17 protein-coding genes, 1 riboswitch and 1 other annotated feature are annotated in these 17267 nt (G+C 42.3%); of the genes, 4 read left to right on the top strand and 13 right to left on the bottom strand.

Going from position 1 to position 17267, the window contains the following annotated elements:
- Positions 1 to 343: 343 nt before the first annotated feature.
- From V5M37_RS01240 to V5M37_RS01220, 5 genes are all read right to left on the bottom strand, one after another.
- Positions 344 to 1834 carry a DEAD/DEAH box helicase gene (locus tag V5M37_RS01240; protein ID WP_423800401.1) on the bottom strand — a complete coding sequence of 497 codons (1491 nt, stop codon included), beginning with the start codon at positions 1832 to 1834 and terminating at the stop codon, positions 344 to 346.
- Positions 1835 to 2054: 220 nt separating this feature from the next.
- A complete protein-coding gene (locus tag V5M37_RS01235; protein ID WP_423800400.1) occupies positions 2055 to 2744 on the bottom strand; it encodes an alpha/beta hydrolase in 690 nt (229 codons plus the stop codon).
- Positions 2745 to 2823: 79 nt separating this feature from the next.
- Positions 2824 to 4200 carry a UDP-N-acetylmuramoyl-tripeptide--D-alanyl-D-alanine ligase gene (locus V5M37_RS01230; protein ID WP_423800399.1) on the bottom strand — a complete coding sequence of 459 codons (1377 nt, stop codon included), beginning with the start codon at positions 4198 to 4200 and terminating at the stop codon, positions 2824 to 2826.
- 96 nt (positions 4201 to 4296) lie between these two features.
- A complete protein-coding gene (locus V5M37_RS01225) occupies positions 4297 to 5373 on the bottom strand; it encodes a D-alanine--D-alanine ligase (RefSeq protein ID WP_423800398.1) in 1077 nt (358 codons plus the stop codon).
- A gap of 173 nt (positions 5374 to 5546) precedes the next feature.
- The gene (locus V5M37_RS01220; RefSeq protein WP_213148141.1) at positions 5547 to 6326 is read right to left on the bottom strand and encodes a hypothetical protein; all 780 of its coding nucleotides are present in this window, start codon (positions 6324 to 6326) and stop codon (positions 5547 to 5549) included.
- A gap of 275 nt (positions 6327 to 6601) precedes the next feature.
- Here V5M37_RS01220 and mgtE point away from each other — a divergent pair, with 275 nt between their 5' ends.
- From mgtE to V5M37_RS01205, 3 genes are all read left to right on the top strand, one after another.
- On the top strand, positions 6602 to 7960 hold the full coding sequence (gene mgtE, locus V5M37_RS01215) for a magnesium transporter (RefSeq protein ID WP_423800397.1): 1359 nt from the start codon (positions 6602 to 6604) through the stop codon (positions 7958 to 7960).
- 222 nt (positions 7961 to 8182) lie between these two features.
- A complete protein-coding gene (locus V5M37_RS01210; RefSeq protein WP_423800396.1) occupies positions 8183 to 9367 on the top strand; it encodes an FtsW/RodA/SpoVE family cell cycle protein in 1185 nt (394 codons plus the stop codon).
- 143 nt (positions 9368 to 9510) lie between these two features.
- Entirely contained in the window at positions 9511 to 10104 is a 594-nt protein-coding gene (locus V5M37_RS01205; RefSeq protein WP_423800395.1) for a DedA family protein, read from the top strand.
- Between the two features lie 482 nt (positions 10105 to 10586).
- On the opposite strand, the gene V5M37_RS01200 is transcribed toward V5M37_RS01205, so the two are convergent.
- From V5M37_RS01200 to argS, 6 genes are all read right to left on the bottom strand, one after another.
- Positions 10587 to 10901 carry a DMT family transporter gene (locus tag V5M37_RS01200; RefSeq protein WP_423800394.1) on the bottom strand — a complete coding sequence of 105 codons (315 nt, stop codon included), beginning with the start codon at positions 10899 to 10901 and terminating at the stop codon, positions 10587 to 10589.
- Positions 10901 to 11242, bottom strand: a complete 342-nt coding sequence (locus V5M37_RS01195; protein WP_423800393.1) for a DMT family transporter — start codon at positions 11240 to 11242, stop codon at positions 10901 to 10903. The genes V5M37_RS01200 and V5M37_RS01195 overlap by 1 nt, the downstream gene beginning before the upstream one ends.
- A 66-nt stretch (positions 11243 to 11308) precedes the next feature.
- Positions 11309 to 11413, bottom strand: a riboswitch (guanidine-I (ykkC/yxkD leader).
- Between the two features lie 78 nt (positions 11414 to 11491).
- Complete coding sequence (locus V5M37_RS01190) at positions 11492 to 12010, bottom strand: methylated-DNA--[protein]-cysteine S-methyltransferase (protein ID WP_423800392.1); 519 nt, start codon at positions 12008 to 12010, stop codon at positions 11492 to 11494.
- 59 nt (positions 12011 to 12069) lie between these two features.
- Positions 12070 to 13266 carry an MFS transporter gene (locus V5M37_RS01185; protein ID WP_423800391.1) on the bottom strand — a complete coding sequence of 399 codons (1197 nt, stop codon included), beginning with the start codon at positions 13264 to 13266 and terminating at the stop codon, positions 12070 to 12072.
- Positions 13267 to 13359: 93 nt separating this feature from the next.
- Positions 13360 to 13830, bottom strand: coding sequence for a DinB family protein (locus V5M37_RS01180; protein WP_423800390.1), 471 nt, complete (start codon positions 13828 to 13830; stop codon positions 13360 to 13362).
- Between the two features lie 71 nt (positions 13831 to 13901).
- Positions 13902 to 15599, bottom strand: a complete 1698-nt coding sequence (argS, locus tag V5M37_RS01175; RefSeq protein ID WP_423800389.1) for an arginine--tRNA ligase — start codon at positions 15597 to 15599, stop codon at positions 13902 to 13904.
- Positions 15600 to 15652: 53 nt separating this feature from the next.
- Positions 15653 to 15868 (bottom strand) — a binding site (T-box leader).
- A gap of 112 nt (positions 15869 to 15980) precedes the next feature.
- On the opposite strand from argS, the gene V5M37_RS01170 reads away from it, so the two are divergent.
- Positions 15981 to 16232, top strand: coding sequence for an alpha/beta-type small acid-soluble spore protein (locus tag V5M37_RS01170; RefSeq protein WP_213148151.1), 252 nt, complete (start codon positions 15981 to 15983; stop codon positions 16230 to 16232).
- Positions 16233 to 16285: 53 nt separating this feature from the next.
- Here the strand turns inward: V5M37_RS01170 and V5M37_RS01165 are convergent, their stop codons facing one another.
- Positions 16286 to 16864, bottom strand: a complete 579-nt coding sequence (locus V5M37_RS01165; RefSeq protein WP_423800388.1) for a TetR/AcrR family transcriptional regulator — start codon at positions 16862 to 16864, stop codon at positions 16286 to 16288.
- Positions 16865 to 17077: 213 nt separating this feature from the next.
- On the bottom strand, positions 17078 to 17260 hold the full coding sequence (locus V5M37_RS01160) for an Arc family DNA-binding protein (protein ID WP_213148153.1): 183 nt from the start codon (positions 17258 to 17260) through the stop codon (positions 17078 to 17080).
- Positions 17261 to 17267 lie beyond the last annotated feature (7 nt).

Here is a 17267-nt window from a genome sequence, read left to right as displayed (position 1 = left end):
GATCCAGCAAAATAAAATAAGCGAATGTTTTCCGGTTAATACAGAAATGAGCTCCATTTGGGGAAAATAAGGGAAGAATTTTCGGTTAATGCAAAGAAAATCTTCCATTTTTGCATTTTTCGAGTCAATAAGAGAAATTCTTCCGTCTATTTAAGCCTTTTTTAATAGCAATCATAAAATAAGCGAAATTTATTCGTCTATTTTTCAGGTCGGCGCTTAAATCTGATCCCCTCGTAGAAACCTTGATAAAAAAAGAAAAGACGTATGCCAATTCATACGTCAATTCTTGTGTCTTTTAATAAGCATGCACCTGAAAACAGAACCCATGCTTTAAACAATCATATTAATATGTCTTTGACTTTGGTTTGCCGCCGCCAGTTTTTCTTTCACCGCGAGGTTTTACCGGTGCTTTTTTTCTGCGATCAGAATTATAGTTCCGTGAATCGTCTCTTCTGCGGCGATCCCCGCCACGGTCTCCACCACGGTCATGAGGTCTTCTTTCCTTTTTCGACTGAAGCGGCGCCTCTTCAGTCAATTTAACCGGTGTTGTATCAGGCTCTTTTGTCAGCATCTTCAACACTGCTGCAACAACCGTTGAAGCATCATTGGCTTCTAGTAATTCTTCGGCCGCATTCTTATAATAATGAAGATTGTTGGACTCAATCGTCTGCAGGATTTTATCAACAACAGCCCGCTGCTGTCCTTCCAATGCCTCATCAAGAGTTGGCGGCTTCATTCGCTCCATTTTGCGCTTCGTTGTTTTTTCCACCACAAATAAATATGGCTTTTCACGTGGTGTAATAAATGTCAACGCTACACCCGTTTTGCCGGCACGGCCAGTACGACCTATACGGTGTACATAGCTTTCCGGATCCTGTGGGATATCGAAGTTATAAACATGGGTAACGCCGGAAATATCAAGTCCACGTGCCGCTACGTCTGTTGCAACAAGAACATCGATTGTACCTTCTTTAAACTTACGTAAAACAGAAAGGCGTTTCGCCTGGCTTAAATCACCATGAATGCCTTCTGCAGTATAGCCGCGAAGGTTCAATGCTTCCGATAACTCATCGACACGGCGTTTTGTCCGGCCAAACACAATCGCTAATTCCGGCGATTGGATGTCAAGAAGTCTTGTTAAGACATCAAATTTATTCTTTTCCTGCACTTCCACATAATACTGTTCAATTAATGGAACCGTCATTTCTTTTGTCTTTACACGGACAATCTGCGGATCCTTCATAAACTTTTCAGCAATACGCTGAATTGGTCCAGGCATAGTTGCCGAGAACAGCAATGTTTGCCGTCCTTCTTCAGGAACACCAGCCAAAATGGATTCAATATCCTCAATGAATCCCATGTTTAGCATTTCATCTGCTTCATCAAGTATAACCGTTTTAATCTGATCTAAACGCATCGTTTTGCGGTTAATATGGTCAAGAATCCGCCCTGGAGTTCCGACAATAATATGAGGTGCTTTCTTTAAAGAGCGAATTTGCCGGCCGATATCCTGACCGCCATAAATTGGCAATACCCGGACTCTTTTACCGGCACCAATTTTATAAAGCTCTTCAGATACTTGGATGGCAAGTTCTCTAGTTGGGGCAATAATAATCCCTTGGATGGCCTCTTGTTTCGTATCAACCTTTTCCACCAATGGAATTCCAAAAGCAGCCGTTTTCCCTGTTCCAGTTTGAGCCTGACCGATAACGTCTTTATTTTCCATGCTCAATGGAATCGTCTCTGACTGAATAGGAGTTGCTTCTTCAAATCCCATCTTAAGGACAGCTTTCAACGTAGCCTGGCTAATGCCTAAATCTTCAAACTTCGTCAATGTATTCATTCTCCTTCATCTATTTAACAGTATTTTTAATATCTAAAGCTAAATCTATTCTCAAGAAACACATCAAGTAACATCTTTATTTTACCAAAAAAAAGACATTCCTCCCAAGGAGTATGCCCATTTTTCACCAATCTTTAGACACATTGCTATTAATGATAACATTATCAATAGTATTATGCAAATAAAGTTTGGATGGTTCATGCCTTATTATTTAGGAATTACCCAAAAAATCAAGCACCTGAGAAAATAGGACCGTACGCTCTCCACAGTGGCAGATATGATGTTTTGATTCCTTTATATAAATAATCCTTTTTTCCTTTGCCCCGATGGTCCGATATAGATATTCCGCACTTTTCGGCGGAACAATTCCGTCAGATTCTCCTTGGGCGATAAAGGTCGGCACATTTACCTGATTCAGCATCGGCCTGATATAGCTAACAAGCCGGCGGAATTCCAGGGTTGCTGCAAGCGGGGTCTCAGTTATTTTCCTTTTATAACGCAGGAACAGCTCATTATTCCGGATGCTGCCGGTAAATATATCCTTAATAAACATCTTTACATCAGCCGCTAGTTGTTTGGGATGAATATAGTAGGCAGCAGCACTAAGCAAAATGAGCTTGTCCACAGGATAATGTGCTGCAAGAAAGCTTGCAATCAAGCCGCCCATGGAAAAACCAACGACATACACTTCATCACAAACTTCCAGAAGTTCCTTTAATTCTTCCTCGGCATGGCGGATCCATTCCTGGTAATGAACTCCTTTTAAACGAAGGGTTTCACCATGCCCCGGCAGCGTAGGAACACGAAAAACCCAATCTGTACGGTTCTTTAAATACTCCACCAAGGGCTCCACTTCATATGGGGCGCCCGTAAAGCCGTGAATGCACAAGCAGCCTATCATCCCTTTGTCACCTGCCCCATGGCCAAAAGCGGATTAACATCCGGTCTGCAAGAGACTCAAATAACCGCTCGGCCAATCCTTATTTTTGCAGTGCCTTGACAACTTCCTCCAATTTCATCCCTCTTGATGCTTTAACAAGCACGAGAGTCTGCCCATTTAGATATTTTTTTAACGACTGAATTAATTCCTCTTTATCAAGAAAGTCAAAAACTCTTTCATCACCCAATACGTTTCTTGCCCCCGCAGCGATATGGCTGCCAAGTTGTCCATAGGTGAACAGGAACTCAATTTTCTCAGCATTTAAACCTTCACCTATTTGCAAATGATACTGTTCCTCCTGCGGCCCAAGCTCGAGCATGTCGCCGAGAACGAGGATTTTCCGCTCATAGCCCTGAAGGTTTGACACTAATTCAATTGCCGCCATCATGGATGTAGGGCTTGCATTATAAGCATCGTTAATGATTTTCTCACCACGCTTCCCTTCCACAAGCTCCATCCGCATATTCGTCAGTTTGGTTGTTTTTAATCCTTCAGTTATTTCTTCAAAGGAAACGGAAAAATATCGGGCAATCAGCATCGCCGCAAGTGCATTCAAAATATTGTGTGTCCCTAAAACCGGCAGTTCAAAGGTTTTATCAGAAGCATTAATCTTGAAGCTATTCCCCTGTTCAAGCTGGGTAATTTCAGTTGGAAATAAATCATTCGAATCGCTTCTGCCAAAGGTTTGAACTTGAACATCTCCTTTAAATTGATGAATACGCTCCATCAACAGCGGCTCATCACCATGAAGTACTGCCAGTCCGCCTTTCCGAAGTCCCTGAAGAATTTCAAGTTTGGCTTCAGCAATCCCTTCTCTTGAGCCAAGATCAAGCAGGTGGGATTCACCGATGTTTGTAATGACAACGGCATCCGGACAGGCCAGTTTGGTAAGGAATTCAATTTCGCCGCGGCCGCTCATGCCCATTTCTAGGACAGCTATCTCCGTATCTTCATTTAAGCCAAGCACTGTTAAAGGAAGGCCAAGATGATTGTTGTAATTACCCTCGGTTTTTTGGACCTTATACTTAAGTGACAATAAGCTTGCGGTCATGTCCTTTGTTGTTGTTTTTCCATTGCTCCCGGTAATTCCCACTACTTTAACAGACAATTCCTTCCGGTAATTGCGCGCCAATTCCTGCAGGGCTGCGAGGCAGTCATCAACAATCAAAAGTGGCAGCCCTTTGGGCGGATTCGGAACATCCTTTTGCCAGAGCGCCGCGCCGGCCCCTTTCTTGATGGCTTCTTCCACATATTTATGTCCGTCTACCTTCTCACCTTTAAATGGAACAAATAAGTTGCCCGGTTCAATTTTTCTGGAATCAATCGTTACACCTGCAATAACGATGTCAAGATATGACGTGATATCATTTTGTGCAGAGACCATTTCGGCAATCTGCTTTAATGATCGTTTAATCATGATTAACTCCTCCTCTTATGTCTTATTTATAAAAATGGACACGGCAAAAACAGCCGTGTCAAATGTTGTTTTTTATCCTAAGCTGCGCTTTTGTTGTTAAAAAGTATATTTAATCTGTTGCTTTTCGGCGTGTCTTTCTTTGGCTAGGTCCACAAGCCGCTCAATTAGTTGCGGATATTCTACTCCAGTGTGCTTCCAGAGCAGCGGGAACATGCTAAATGGTGTGAAGCCTGGCATCGTGTTCACCTCATTAATTAACACCTTGCCATCTTGTGTTAAAAAGAAATCAGCCCGGACTAATCCCGAACAGTCAAGCGATTTAAAGGCACGAATTGCCATGTCCTTCATTACTGCGTATACATCCTCAGGTATCTCCGCAGGAATAATCAACGCCGTTTCCCCATCTTCGTATTTCGCCTTATAGTCATAAAAGTCCTTTTTCGGGACAATTTCTCCGGCAACGGAGCATTCTGGTGCATCATTGCCAAGAACAGCAATCTCGATTTCGCGGGCAGTGACACCCTCTTCAATAATGACTTTTCGGTCAAATTGGAAAGCCTCTGAAAATGCAGTATCCAGCTCAGCCCGGTTGCGGCATTTGCTGATTCCGACGCTTGAGCCAAGATTGGCAGGCTTTACGAAGCATGGATAGCCAAGCTCCTTCTCTACCTGTTCGTAAGCTTCTTCTTTGGCGCCCTGCCATTCATTCTTTATAAAAGAAACATAGTTTACCTGCCCAAGACCTGCTTGTGCAAATATATTTTTCATGACGACTTTATCCATCCCCGCCGCTGAAGCCAAAACACCGTTCCCGACATACGGCAGGTTTAGGAGTTCCAATAACCCTTGAACGGTTCCATCTTCCCCATTCGGTCCATGCAAAAGCGGAAAAATGACATCAAGTGCAGCGTTCTCTTGGTTCTCTGATTGGAATAGAGCAGGCGATAAAGCGGCCGGCACTTGACTGTCAGCGGAATATGCCAGTTCCTTTACTGTTTCAGCCGGTTCTTTTAGCTGCGGACCTTTAATCCAGCGGCCTTCAACATTTATATAAATTGGATGAATTTCAAATTTTTCAAGATCTAATGCTTTCATGACAGCAAGAGCCGTTTGTAATGACACCTGATGCTCTGCGGATTTTCCTCCGTAAAGCAATCCTAATTTTGTTTTCATGTTGAAACCTCCATCTTTTCATTCACAGTCTATTTTATCACTTTCTTTAATCAGAAAGGAAATTCGATATACCTAAGTTTACTTGTTTTTCAAATTTATATTATGAAGCCCATAGTTTGTTTGTTTCCTCTTGATTTTTCCACGACAAAATAAGGCTGACTTTTAGGTCAGCCTTAAACAACGTTAAGTTTCCATTCTTTTGTCTTTTTGTCAAAAATAATTTTTGCATGATAAGGCTTTGTTCTTATATATTGATATTCCTCATACATATCATCCATATTGGCATAGTCGCCAATCACCCAAATTGGAATTTCAATTCGGGTCCGCTGAGCGTCCGCATCCCTAAACGAAATGCAAATCCCTTCCTTGATGAACGGCGTCAAGGACAGCAGGATTTCCTTATTTACCGGAGTGTATGTCCGTTTTTTACGAAGTCCAAGCAGCGATTTTTCCGGTTTTATTTCCCCCAGCTTATCGGAAACCACTTCACTTAGTAAATGGAAAAAATCCTTGAAGCTGCGGTAATATGTTTTATTAAACCAGCCGTCATCATGAGCTAAATAAACGAAACGGTTGCCCAATTTATTATAGAACGGGGTTTTCAAGTGTTGTTTATGGTGGCCTAAGTATAATAATTCCGCCATTTCCTGCCCAGAAAGTTCATTTAAAACATCTTCTTCCAGAAAATCAATCCAGCAGAAATCTCCGTAACCGTAAACATCATCCGCAGCCAATTTGTTTATTCCTTCTTCCGGACAGTACTCGAGCAGGGTGTGCATGTTAAAATCAGCATCATCATAGCGGTGCTTAAGTAACAGCAGGTGATTTAAAGACCCGGAAAAAGCTGCCGCAAATTCGGCGAATTCAATCCCATAGGATAAAACATACTGGTCTGATTGATTTAAATGTAAATAAATAAGGTCCCGTATGTCTTGATGATGATGCTTTTTCAACGCCAAACTCCTCCGTTCAAACACGTTTTATATTTTATCAGTTCCAGTTTCCATGAAACTTCCAAATGCTTATAGACAATACCTCCTCATTTTATCAAAAAATAGGAAAAATAGCTTATTTCATTTCTTTTACAAATAATAATATTCGATTAATGATTTAACCTAAAGGTAATACCCATAATGACGTATACTATGGATTAACCATATTGACTATTCTATGTACTCCAGCCTTATTTAATTTATAACGATTTGGTCTAGGAAAGGAGTGATAAACCTTGGTTAAAGATATGACTCATGAGGAAATAAGTTTATATATTATCAACACATTAACTGAAAATAAAAAGGCCGAATTTGAAGATGCTCTGGATGAACTTCAGCCCTACGATGTCGCGGCGATTTACAAAGAGTTGCCAGAAAAGCAAAAAAGCCGGTTTCTACTTTATTTAAAATATGATCTTCTTGCCGACCTGATGGAAGAGCTGGAAAAGTCCGAGCAGCTTGAATTGTTGAATATGCTGGGGATTGAGAAATCCAGCAAGGTCCTGGATTTAATGGACAATGATGATTTGGCCACGCTTCTGCATGAATTGTCTCCTGAAAAAATAGATTCCCTCCTTTCGGAAATGGATACAAAGGAATCTAATGCCGTCAAGGATATTATGAGTTATCCTCCTGAAACAGCAGGAAGAATTATGACGAACAGGTTTGTTTGGATTCGCAACTATTATACCGTCAGGGAAGCGGTTGATAAGCTTAAATCGTTTGCTGAGTTTGCCGAAACGCTGAATTATTTATATGTCATTGACGAAGATAGCAAGCTGGTGGGAGTTGTATCCTACCGCGATTTACTGCTGGCTGGTGAAGGCGACAGGATTGACAACATTATGTTTGAACGGGTTATTTCTGTTACCGTCACAACAGACCAAGAAGATGTCGCCAAGACCGTTGAACGCTACGACTTTATCTCTGTACCGGTTGTCGATGAGGATCATGTGCTGCTCGGGATTATTACGGTTGATGACGTCATCGATGTCGTGATTAAAGAAGCAAATGAGGATATCGAGAAGCTGTCTGCTTCAGGTAAAGCGATTGATTTTGATACAAAAACGCTCGTTGCCGCAGCGCGAAGGCTTCCTTGGCTTATCCTGCTTCTGTTCATCGGGCTTATTTCAGGACGAATAATTTCAAGCTTTGAAGACACGTTGAAGCAGGTGGTCGCCCTTACCTTTTTCATGCCAATGATTGCCGGAATGACCGGTAACACCGGAACGCAATCGCTTGCTGTCGTTGTCAGAGGTCTAATCTCCCACGATATTGATAAAAAAGTCATCTTTCGTTTAATTATGAGAGAACTCGGAGTGGGAATTTCCATCGGCGCAACGTGTGCGATATTAATATCGATCATTGCGTATATTTGGCAGGGAAACCTGACGTTAGGATTTGTAGTCGGCAGCTCACTATTTTTCACTCTAATCATCGGAACGCTTGCCGGGACCATCATTCCGATTATTCTTTACCGTATAAAGATTGACCCTGCAGTGGCCTCAGGGCCGCTGATTACCACCTTAAATGATATTTTTTCCTTACTCACTTATTTCGGAATTGCGACGATGTTTCTTCATTATTTAATGTGAGACTGAAACTTTTCCTTCGTTAAAATCGTTAAATAGTATGACAGATTTTCCCTATGTTGTTGTAGGCTTACCATTTCTTTGTTAGTCTGATATAAATGGAAACTCGCCGATTGGCGAGTCCGATAGGACGAAGACAGAGGCGTAGTTGAATTTATGCGTTCAGAATTTATGAACATAAATTCTGATTAGCTTAACTAATTGCTTAAAAATAAGGTGTGGTCTATGGATACAGAAATAAAAAAAGCGGACCGTTTTGATTGGACATTAACATTATTATTATTTCTTTTCTTTCTTATCAGCTGCCTAGCAATTTACAGTGCCCAATCGACCGGTCAATACGGGGAACGGAATTTCCTGATTATGCAGGTCTTTTGGTATGTAGTCGGCGCTGCCATTGTTTTGGGATCCATTCTTTTCGACAGCTATCAGTACCGCAAACTGGCCTGGGTTCTATATGGCTTTGGGATTTTCCTGCTAATCCTGTTAGCGGTTGCCCCGCCAAGTATTGCACCAGAAAGGAACGGCTCAAAAAACTGGTTTGTGATTAAAGGTATTGGGACCATCCAGCCCTCAGAGTTCGTCAAAATCTTTTTAATCTTGGCCTTAAGCCGGGCAGTGGCCGCTCATCATGAAAAGTATATTGAAAAAACGCTGACGACCGACCTGCTGTTGTTGCTTAAGCTTGGGCTTATTACCGTGGTGCCGCTTGGCTTAGTCGTAGTGGAAGACTTAGGGACAGCCCTGGTCATCATGGCGATTTTGACCGGTGTTATCCTTGTTTCCGGCATTTCGTGGAAAATCATCTTGCCCATTTGCAGTGTTGGCGCTTCGTTTGTTGCCCTAATCTTTTATCTTGTGTTAAATAAACCGGAAATTCTTGAAAAATATCTCCATGTGGAAACCTATCAATTCAATCGAATATATTCTTGGCTTGACCCGGCTAATCATTCATCCGGATCAAGCTTTCATCTGCTGCAGTCATTAAAAGCAATTGGGTCAGGTCTTATATCTGGCAAAGGCTTCAGCAATGGGGTGGTTTATGTCCCCGAAGCCCATACCGATTTTATTTTTAGTGTGATTGGCGAGGAATACGGCTTTGTCGGCGGCAGCGTTGTCATCGGACTGTACTTTTTGCTAATTTACCATTTAATTAAAACGGCGCTGGATACGAATGAACCGTTCAATACATATGTTTGCACGGGCATTATCTGCATGATTACCTTTCATGTGTTCCAAAATGTCGGCATGACGATTCAAGTGCTTCCGATTACCGGAATTCCCCTGCCCTTTATCAGCTACGGCGGCAGTTCGCTGATGGGGAATATGTTTGCGATGGGTCTTGTCTACAGCATCCGCTATCATCATCGAAACTATATGTTTTCTACAGAAAAATCATTAAGTTCCTGATTGTTTATGAGGCAGCGGCTGTTATGCTGCTTTTTCTTTTTGAATGGAATGTCTCGATGAAAAAGACCATATATATTTCTTTATGAGACAAACTATTATAAACTGATTAGAGTGATTATTATTTACATAAGTGTAGGTGTGCTATGGAAGATTTTATTTTTTCAGTATTAGACTTTTTATCACGGTTAGGCTATTTCGGGATTGCATTAGGTTTAATGATAGAGATCATCCCAAGCGAGCTTGTTTTAGGATATGGCGGCTACATGATTTCGCTGGGGAAAATTAATTTTGTTGGAGCTGTCATTGCCGGGACCATCGGCGGAACACTTGCCCAGTTGTTTTTGTATTGGGCGGGCTATTATGGCGGACGTCCATTTTTGGAGAAATACGGAAAGTATGTCCTAATTAAAAAGAAGCATATTGATGTGGCGGAACACTGGTTTGAGAAATATGGAGTAGGCGTCATTTTTACAGCCAGATTCATCCCTGTCGTCCGCCACGCGATTTCCATTCCTGCGGGAATTGCGAAAATGTCTGCGCTAAAGTTCACTCTTTATACCGTGGCAGCGATTATCCCGTGGACCATATTGTTTCTTGTGTTAGGCAAGACATTAGGTGCAAACTGGTCGCATATTAAAGAAGCGGCGCAGCCATACGTCATGCCGCTCCTGATTGCAGCTATCGTATTAGGAGTCATTTACTTTTTAATTAAAAAGACGAAGAAAACCACTGACTAGACTTGTCAGTGGTTTTCTTGTGAGGTGCAAAACGGTAAATCACAACCCTAACCACATAGCAAATCACATAACCTTTCACAACACAAATTACAGTATATTGCACAGTCCATAAGGCTTTGAGATGAAAATATCTCTAAGCCTTTCTTAAAATTTTCTTTATCTGACTAAAGCAACCGTAATTTGTACAAGTTCATTAGACAGAGTATGATAAATAAGGGGAGAAATTTCCCTTAATTAGCAAATAAGATTAAGAATAACTAAAATAGGCGGAGAAATTTCCCCTATTGACTAAAAAAACTCCAGAATTGGGGATTTTGCTTTGTTTAAGCGGAAAACCTTCCCTTATTTACGCCGGAATGAGCCCTATTCTCCTATTAGCGGAAAAATGTTCGCTTATTTTATGATCACTAGTTACTCCATCAAGGATAAGACTTCTTATGTGTCAAAAAAATCAAGTGAACCTCATTAAATGAAAGGGCAAACTACGAAACCACCTTCAACCCAACCGCCGCACTCAAAACCATGGCTATAAACAGAAGTCTCTTCCATTCCCTCGATTCACCATAAAATAACATACCTAATAACGCCCCGCCTGATGCACCTATTCCAGTCCAAATGGCGTAAGCAGTGCCCATCGGCAATGTTTTCATCGCATTAGCGAGAAATAAGAAACTGCCGCCGAAGCCAATCACTAATAACATAAAGGATTGCCAGTTTCGATCCCTATGCACTTTGTTAATCATCGCCACACCAAACATCTCAAAAAAACCAGCCAACATTAGCGAAATCCAAGCCATTAGGAATCAGCCCCTTCCTCAGCAGAATCTGTCGTTACTAATTTCAAGCCGACCACTCCTGTCAGCAGCACGAGTATTAAAAGGATTTTTACTATATCAAACGGTTCCCCAAAAAAGAGAATATCCGAAATAACCGTACCGGCTGTGCCTAATCCTACAAAAACTGCATATACCGTACCTACAGGGAGTTTATTCCCCGCAGCGATTAAAGCATAGAAACTGATAATTATAGACACACCCGTACCGGCCCATTCCCAAACATTATCAGCATGCTTTAATCCTACCACCCAAAAAACTTCGAAAAATGCTGCAAAAAACACCTTCATCCACTGTAAATTCATTCTATTCACTCCTTCCCCAAATACCGGAACCAAACAAAAAAAGCCCGGAGATAACTGTTTATCAGTATCTCCCAGGCTTTTATCCCTCCGTGTACACAGATATATCTGTGCGTTTTCTCTCGGACCAGACTGGTGCGGATTTTGCACCACGGAACCCTAGAAAACTTTTCAGCTATTTAATTCATACCGCCATTATAGCACAATTTATTTATGAAATTGGTTAGCAGTTTCGACCATTTCAAACCAAACCTAGAGCATCACCTTATGCGGCGCTTCTTCTTTCATTTTGCGGCCTTCAAGTTCAAGCAGCTGCTGTTTAATCGGGGTATTACTGCCGGCATAGCCGGTTAGGCTTCCGCTTTTTCCAATTACCCGATGACACGGGATAATAATCGGCAGCTGGTTCGCCCGGTTGGCTTGTCCGACGGCCCTGACCGCTTTCGGATTTCCAATCGTTTCCGCGACATCCGCATAACTGCGAACTTCGCCATAAGGAATCCTAAGCAGCGCATCCCAAACCTTCCTGCGAAATTCGGTCCCCTCGACGGAAATCGGTAAGTCAAAATCACGGCGCTGGCCGCAAAAATATTCATCCAATTGCCGGACCGCTTCCTGGCAAATGGCTGTATCCTCTTTTAAATCAGGATTTTCTTCCAAAAACTTAACCCAGTCCTCTTCAAACAATTCAATTCTTTTCAAACCCGTTTCGTCTGCAATAATCCGCAATATTCCAACTGGGGACTGATAGACAGCAAAGCCTAAACTCATCGTAATCGCTCCCGGACTTTGTATTTATGTTTATTATACAAAAAATAAAGAAGACTTGCCTAAGCAAATCTTCGATTCGGTTTTTCCTTATTCATTTTTTCCTTATATATGAAAAAGGCATACAAAAGCATTGAAACGAATACAGAGAATGCCGCTGCTTTATAAATGCTGCTATAGCCCAATAGATGGCCGATTTGTCCAAACACCATTGCCCCTATACCGATTCCCAAATCAAAAAAGGAGAAAAAGGTGGCATTGGCCATCCCTCTGCGGTTAATGGGGGTCTTTTCAATGGACCACGCCTGCAGGGCAGGCTGAACCGTGCCAAAGCCAAGGCCATACAGGCCCGCTGCAAGAAATAGAATAGTGCTGTTGGGAAGCCATGATAACAATAGCATCGCCGCTAAAATTAACAACGTCCCGGGAATAAAGACTGCCTGATGCCCCTTCCGATCGTATAACTGTCCTGCAAAGGTTCTCGTAATCATTAAGGCAATGGCATAAATCAGAAAATACCATTCAATTCCTTCAATCTGTTTTTGGGCCGTATAAAGGGGGAGGAATGACGCAATACCACCAAAGGTAACGGTTAAAAAGAACATCAGCATCGATGGCTTTAGAGCGCTCTTTTCGTAAAAATTAAGTCTCCCCTTTGGCTTTTCCTGTCTCGGCTCCACCTTTTTATAGGTTATTCTTGATGACAATAATAAGGCAATCAGCCCTAAACCCGAACAAATTAGAAAAAATGTTTCAAACTTCAATACCCCGGCTAAAACCAAACCTAGCGCCGGACCAAAGGCAAGGGCCAGATTCCCCGACAGCCCATAATAGCCCATCCCCTCCCCGCGCCGGGATGCCGGAATTAAATCGGTGGCGATGGTTCCCGATGCGGTGGTAGAAAGGCCCCAGCCCACCCCTTGGACAACACGCATCACAAATAAGAAGGCAATGCTTGTCAGGAAGCCAAAGGATCCCACTGATAGGACAAAAACGGCCAACCCCAATAAGTATACGAAGCCTCTCCCCTTTGTTTCCAGTGCTTGCCCCGCAAAAGGGCGGAGAAGCAGTGCAGAAAAGGTAAAAATACCAATGACGAAACCAATTAACTGGTCATTGCCGCCTAGTTTCTCAACAAAGAGCGGAATCGTTGGCAAGGTCATTTGAAATCCAAGGAAGATAAAAAAGTTTGCGAATATGATAAGGACAAAATCCTTTGTCCAAATTCTTTCTTTCAGTCTTTCCTGCTGATTATCCATAAAGATTGTTAGACGTCCTCTCTTTTTTCTATGTTTCCCTATTATAACGAAAAATCGTTTCTACTAGAGCAGAAACGAAATTTCACTTTTTATTTATTTCACTTGAGCAGCCGCTTGGACAACTCGTTTCATCGCTGAAATTTGCCCTAAATGCATGGACTCATGGAAGATGGCAAAGCTCGTCAATTCGCCGTACGTTTCTTGACCAAGAAATGGTGTTTTAAGTTTCTCTGCGAAACTTTCAACCGGAATTCCTTGAATTCGTTCAAATTGTTCCTTTAACTGAACCGTCAATTCCTGGACAGATGGGACTTCACCATTCCAATCAGCCGGTTTTGTACCGTTGCCAAATAGTTCTAAATAATTGGCTGGTAAATTAGCTGACTTTTTCGGAAAGCCAAACATAAATTGTTCGGCAACAGTTAACACATGGCCCACATGCCAGTGGATTGTATTATTGAATCCTTCCGGCTGGATATCTACAATGTTTTGATCCAGCACCTCAACATTTTTTAGCAGGTAATTCCTCGCTGTTGCAAAACTTTTTAATAATACCTCACTCATCCCTTAGCCCTCCAATCATTAATCTAACTTTTATTGTATCCCATTTTTAACCAATGGTTAAGTGAAATGCTTTACATTTCTTCAGGCGCCTCAATCCCTAAGAGACGCAAACCTTCTTTAAGAACGACTGTTACAGAATAAACAAGTGCCAGGCGTGCATTTTGCTCCTCGCTCTGCTCGAGTACTTTAACTTCCGCATAGTATTTATTGAAGACTTGAGCAAGGTCAACAATGTATTTTGCGACTTGGGATGGATCATAATTTTCGCACGCGCGCTTAATGGCGTTGGAGAATTCCATTAACATGCTGATTACCTTCCACTCGTTTTCCCATGTAGTCTGGTATACGGACGCCGGTGCCGATTCCGCCTTCCATCCAGCTTTGCGTAATATTGAGCTGGCTCTCGCAAATGTATATTGAACATAAGGGCCGGTTTCCCCTTCAAAACGAAGCATTTCCTCTAAGGAGAATTCAATATCATTCATCCGGTTGTTTTTTAGGTCGTGAAAAATAACTGCACCGACACCGACCTGTTTGGCCACACCATCTTTGTCTGCCAGATTTGGATTTTTTTCCTCAATATTATGCCGGGCCATCGCGATTGATTCGTTCAAAACTTCCTCCAGGAGGACAACCTTGCCTTTACGGGTTGACATTTTCTTGCCGTCTTTTAGCATCATCCCAAATGGAATATGGACCATTTTATCGGCCCACTCGAAGCCAGCTTTATTCAATACCGCAATCAGTTGTTTAAAATGAAGGCTTTGCTCATGGCCGACGACATATAAGGATTGTGCGAAGTCGTAATTTTCTTTCCGGTAGATAGCAGCCGCTAAATCACGAGTGGCATACAGCGTCGCTCCATCCGATTTTTTAATGAGGCATGGCGGAAGCTCCTCTTCGGTCAATTCGACAACTTGGGCCTGGTCAGATTCCACGAGCAGCTGTTTTTCCTCGAGAAGCTGGACAACACGGTCCATTTTATCATTGTAAAAAGCCTCCCCGGCATAGGAGTCAAATTCCACGTTCATAAGCTGATAAATTCTTGAGAACTCCTTTAGGGACTCATCACGGAACCATTGCCATAAGGAGTGCGCTTCTTGGTCGCCATCTTCAAGCTTTTTAAACCAGCCGCGTCCTTCGTCTTCAAGAGCCGGATTCGTTTCCGCCTCTGCATGGAATTTAATATACAGGGCGAGCAGTTCCTTGATTGGATTTGCCTTGACCTTTTCCTCATCTCCCCAGCGTTTATAGGCAGAAATCAGCTTTCCGAACTGGGTGCCCCAGTCGCCTAGGTGGTTGATTTTGATTAGCTTGTAGCCGCACTTTTCAACAATTAAGGCAAGCGCATTTCCAATAACAGTAGAACGCAGATGTCCCATGGAAAATGGTTTTGCGATATTAGGAGATGACATGTCAATGGTAACATTGCCACCCTGGCCAAAAACATGGGCACCATACTGGCTTTTTTCAGTCATAATGTTGTTAATGATTTGTTCGGAGACAAGCCTTTTATTTAAAAACACGTTAAGATAGGCTCCGACCACTTCTACTTTTTCAAAAGTGGGAGACTGGATTTTTTCACTTAACTCTTGGGCAATTAAATTTGGCGCCTTACGTTTCAGTTTCGCGAGTGAAAAACACGGGAAAGCTAAATCCCCATGGTCCTGATTTTTTGGTTTTTCAATTAACTGCTCGATATTCTGGGAGGCTAATTCGCCTTCTAATGCTTGATGTAAGACTTCTGCAAGCCCTTTCTTAAAATTCATTTCCTATGACCTCCTTCATTTTTCTATAAATGCAAAAAACTCCCGTCTCTATTTAAAGAGACGAGAGTTTGAAATTCCCGCGGTACCACTCTAATTGTTCATACTGAACCGGCTTTGATCTTTGTTAACGGAGGATTCTCCGGCACCCCCTACTATTTTCAAGGGCGCTTCTCCAAAGTGCGTTTCATTATCTGCTCCGTATCAGGCTTCCACCGCCCCTGACTCGCTTGGACTTACGAGATAACTACTCTCTTTTTCACCGAATTTATTCGCTTAATTATTGGTTATTATACTGGAAAGAAACGGTTTTATCCAGTCCTTGCCGGTGTTTTTGATGAATTTTTCCGTTCTGGAAATTCTATTCGTAAAGGAGGGATTTGTATGGCGAGAAGAAACAAAATTCTGGTCCCAGAGGCGAGAAGCGGGTTAGATCAGTTAAAGGCTAAGGTCGTGCAGGCACAGCGTCCTGAGGATGCCAAATTTGAGGCTGCAGAAGAAGTGGGCGTACCCTTATCAAAAGGCTATAACGGCAAGCTGACCTCGGAACAAGCCGGCAAGGTTGGCGGCCGGCTTGGCGGCAGCATGGTCCGTGAACTCGTCAAAATGGCTCAGCAAAACCTAAGCAAAAAATAACCCAAACTAAAAGCACTGGAGCACTGGGGCCTGTCCCCCAGTGCTTTATCGCGTTACTTTCCTCTTGGCAGCCCCTTTAACAAAAACACCTTCATAATTTCCGCAATTTGCTCAGAGCTTAACGGGTCATGATTTTTTTCCCAATCCGAAACCAATGCGATATACATTTTTAGCAAAAGAAAGCTAGTTATTTCCGGGTTCACCGCTGGGATTGCTCCCTTAGCAATAGCCGTTTCGATTTTTTCCTTTAAATAACCGATAATTTCGTCCTCCACATGCTGGAGCATTTCCGAAACTGCTAAAGTTCCCATTTCCGCCTCTTCTTGTACCAATTTAATCATTAATTGGTGCCTAGAGCGGAATTCCAGTAAACGATAAAGGGCCCGATGGACATTTTCCGTAAAGGGCAATTCCGGGTTAATGACAGAATCCGCCTCCGCAATCATTTCCTTCACCAAAGAAGAAATAATTTCTTCAAATAACTCCTCTTTATTTTTAAAAAATGTATAAATGGTTCCCTTTCCGACGTTTGCAAGCTTGGCAACTTGGTCCATCGTCGTTGCTTTATAGCCAAACAAGGAAAAAGACCTAGTTGCTGCCTCCACAATCATTCTTCTGCGATCAGGTGCCATAGCGCACATCCTTCTCATTGACTAATTTCGTTCTACGGTCAATTAATATGCTTTTACTATAGCACAGCCTGAATTCGGTTTCAAATTTATCTGGAAGGTTTTTGGAAGGCTGTCAAACTTGCGGAAATTTGGCTAGTCAATAATTATAAAATCGTACAGTGTCAATCTCAGACACTCTGCTGTTAAAAAACCGGAGGCGGTTTGCCTCCGGTTTTAATCTTCTTCTTTTTCTCTGGACGTCTTTGAGTTTTTTAATCTTCCGGCATCCTTTAATGCTTTTTTTATAATCAGCTCAATCTGGGCATTCACACTGCGGAATTCATCATCTGCCCATTTCTCCAAGGCATCATATATTTTCTGATCAACGCGTAGTAGAAAACGCTTCTTATCGGCCACATTATCA

This window comes from Neobacillus sp. SAB-20_R2A (assembly GCF_049568635.1).
Taxonomy (GTDB): Bacteria; Bacillota; Bacilli; order Bacillales; family Cytobacillaceae; genus Neobacillus; species Neobacillus citreus.
The sequence above is the reverse complement of the archived record's forward strand: the minus strand, read 5'-3'. Positions and strand labels throughout refer to the sequence as shown.

Excerpts from the sequence above, each read along its gene's own strand:
- V5M37_RS01200 (WP_423800394.1), bottom strand. The coding sequence starts at position 10,901 with ATGGCTTGGATTTCGCTAATGTTGGCTGGTTTTTTTGAGATGTTTGGT.
- V5M37_RS01180 (WP_423800390.1), bottom strand. The coding sequence starts at position 13,830 with ATGAGTGAGGTATTATTAAAAAGTTTTGCAACAGCGAGGAATTACCTG.
- V5M37_RS01165 (WP_423800388.1), bottom strand. The coding sequence starts at position 16,864 with ATGGCACCTGATCGCAGAAGAATGATTGTGGAGGCAGCAACTAGGTCT.
- V5M37_RS01190 (WP_423800392.1), bottom strand. The coding sequence starts at position 12,010 with ATGAGTTTAGGCTTTGCTGTCTATCAGTCCCCAGTTGGAATATTGCGG.
- argS (WP_423800389.1), bottom strand. The coding sequence starts at position 15,599 with ATGAATTTTAAGAAAGGGCTTGCAGAAGTCTTACATCAAGCATTAGAA.
- V5M37_RS01170 (WP_213148151.1), top strand. The coding sequence starts at position 15,981 with ATGGCGAGAAGAAACAAAATTCTGGTCCCAGAGGCGAGAAGCGGGTTA.
- V5M37_RS01205 (WP_423800395.1), top strand. The coding sequence starts at position 9,511 with ATGGAAGATTTTATTTTTTCAGTATTAGACTTTTTATCACGGTTAGGC.
- V5M37_RS01235 (WP_423800400.1), bottom strand. The coding sequence starts at position 2,744 with ATGATAGGCTGCTTGTGCATTCACGGCTTTACGGGCGCCCCATATGAA.
- V5M37_RS01195 (WP_423800393.1), bottom strand. The coding sequence starts at position 11,242 with ATGAATTTACAGTGGATGAAGGTGTTTTTTGCAGCATTTTTCGAAGTT.
- V5M37_RS01230 (WP_423800399.1), bottom strand. The coding sequence starts at position 4,200 with ATGATTAAACGATCATTAAAGCAGATTGCCGAAATGGTCTCTGCACAA.
- V5M37_RS01225 (WP_423800398.1), bottom strand. The coding sequence starts at position 5,373 with ATGAAAACAAAATTAGGATTGCTTTACGGAGGAAAATCCGCAGAGCAT.
- V5M37_RS01210 (WP_423800396.1), top strand. The coding sequence starts at position 8,183 with ATGGATACAGAAATAAAAAAAGCGGACCGTTTTGATTGGACATTAACA.
- V5M37_RS01185 (WP_423800391.1), bottom strand. The coding sequence starts at position 13,266 with ATGGATAATCAGCAGGAAAGACTGAAAGAAAGAATTTGGACAAAGGAT.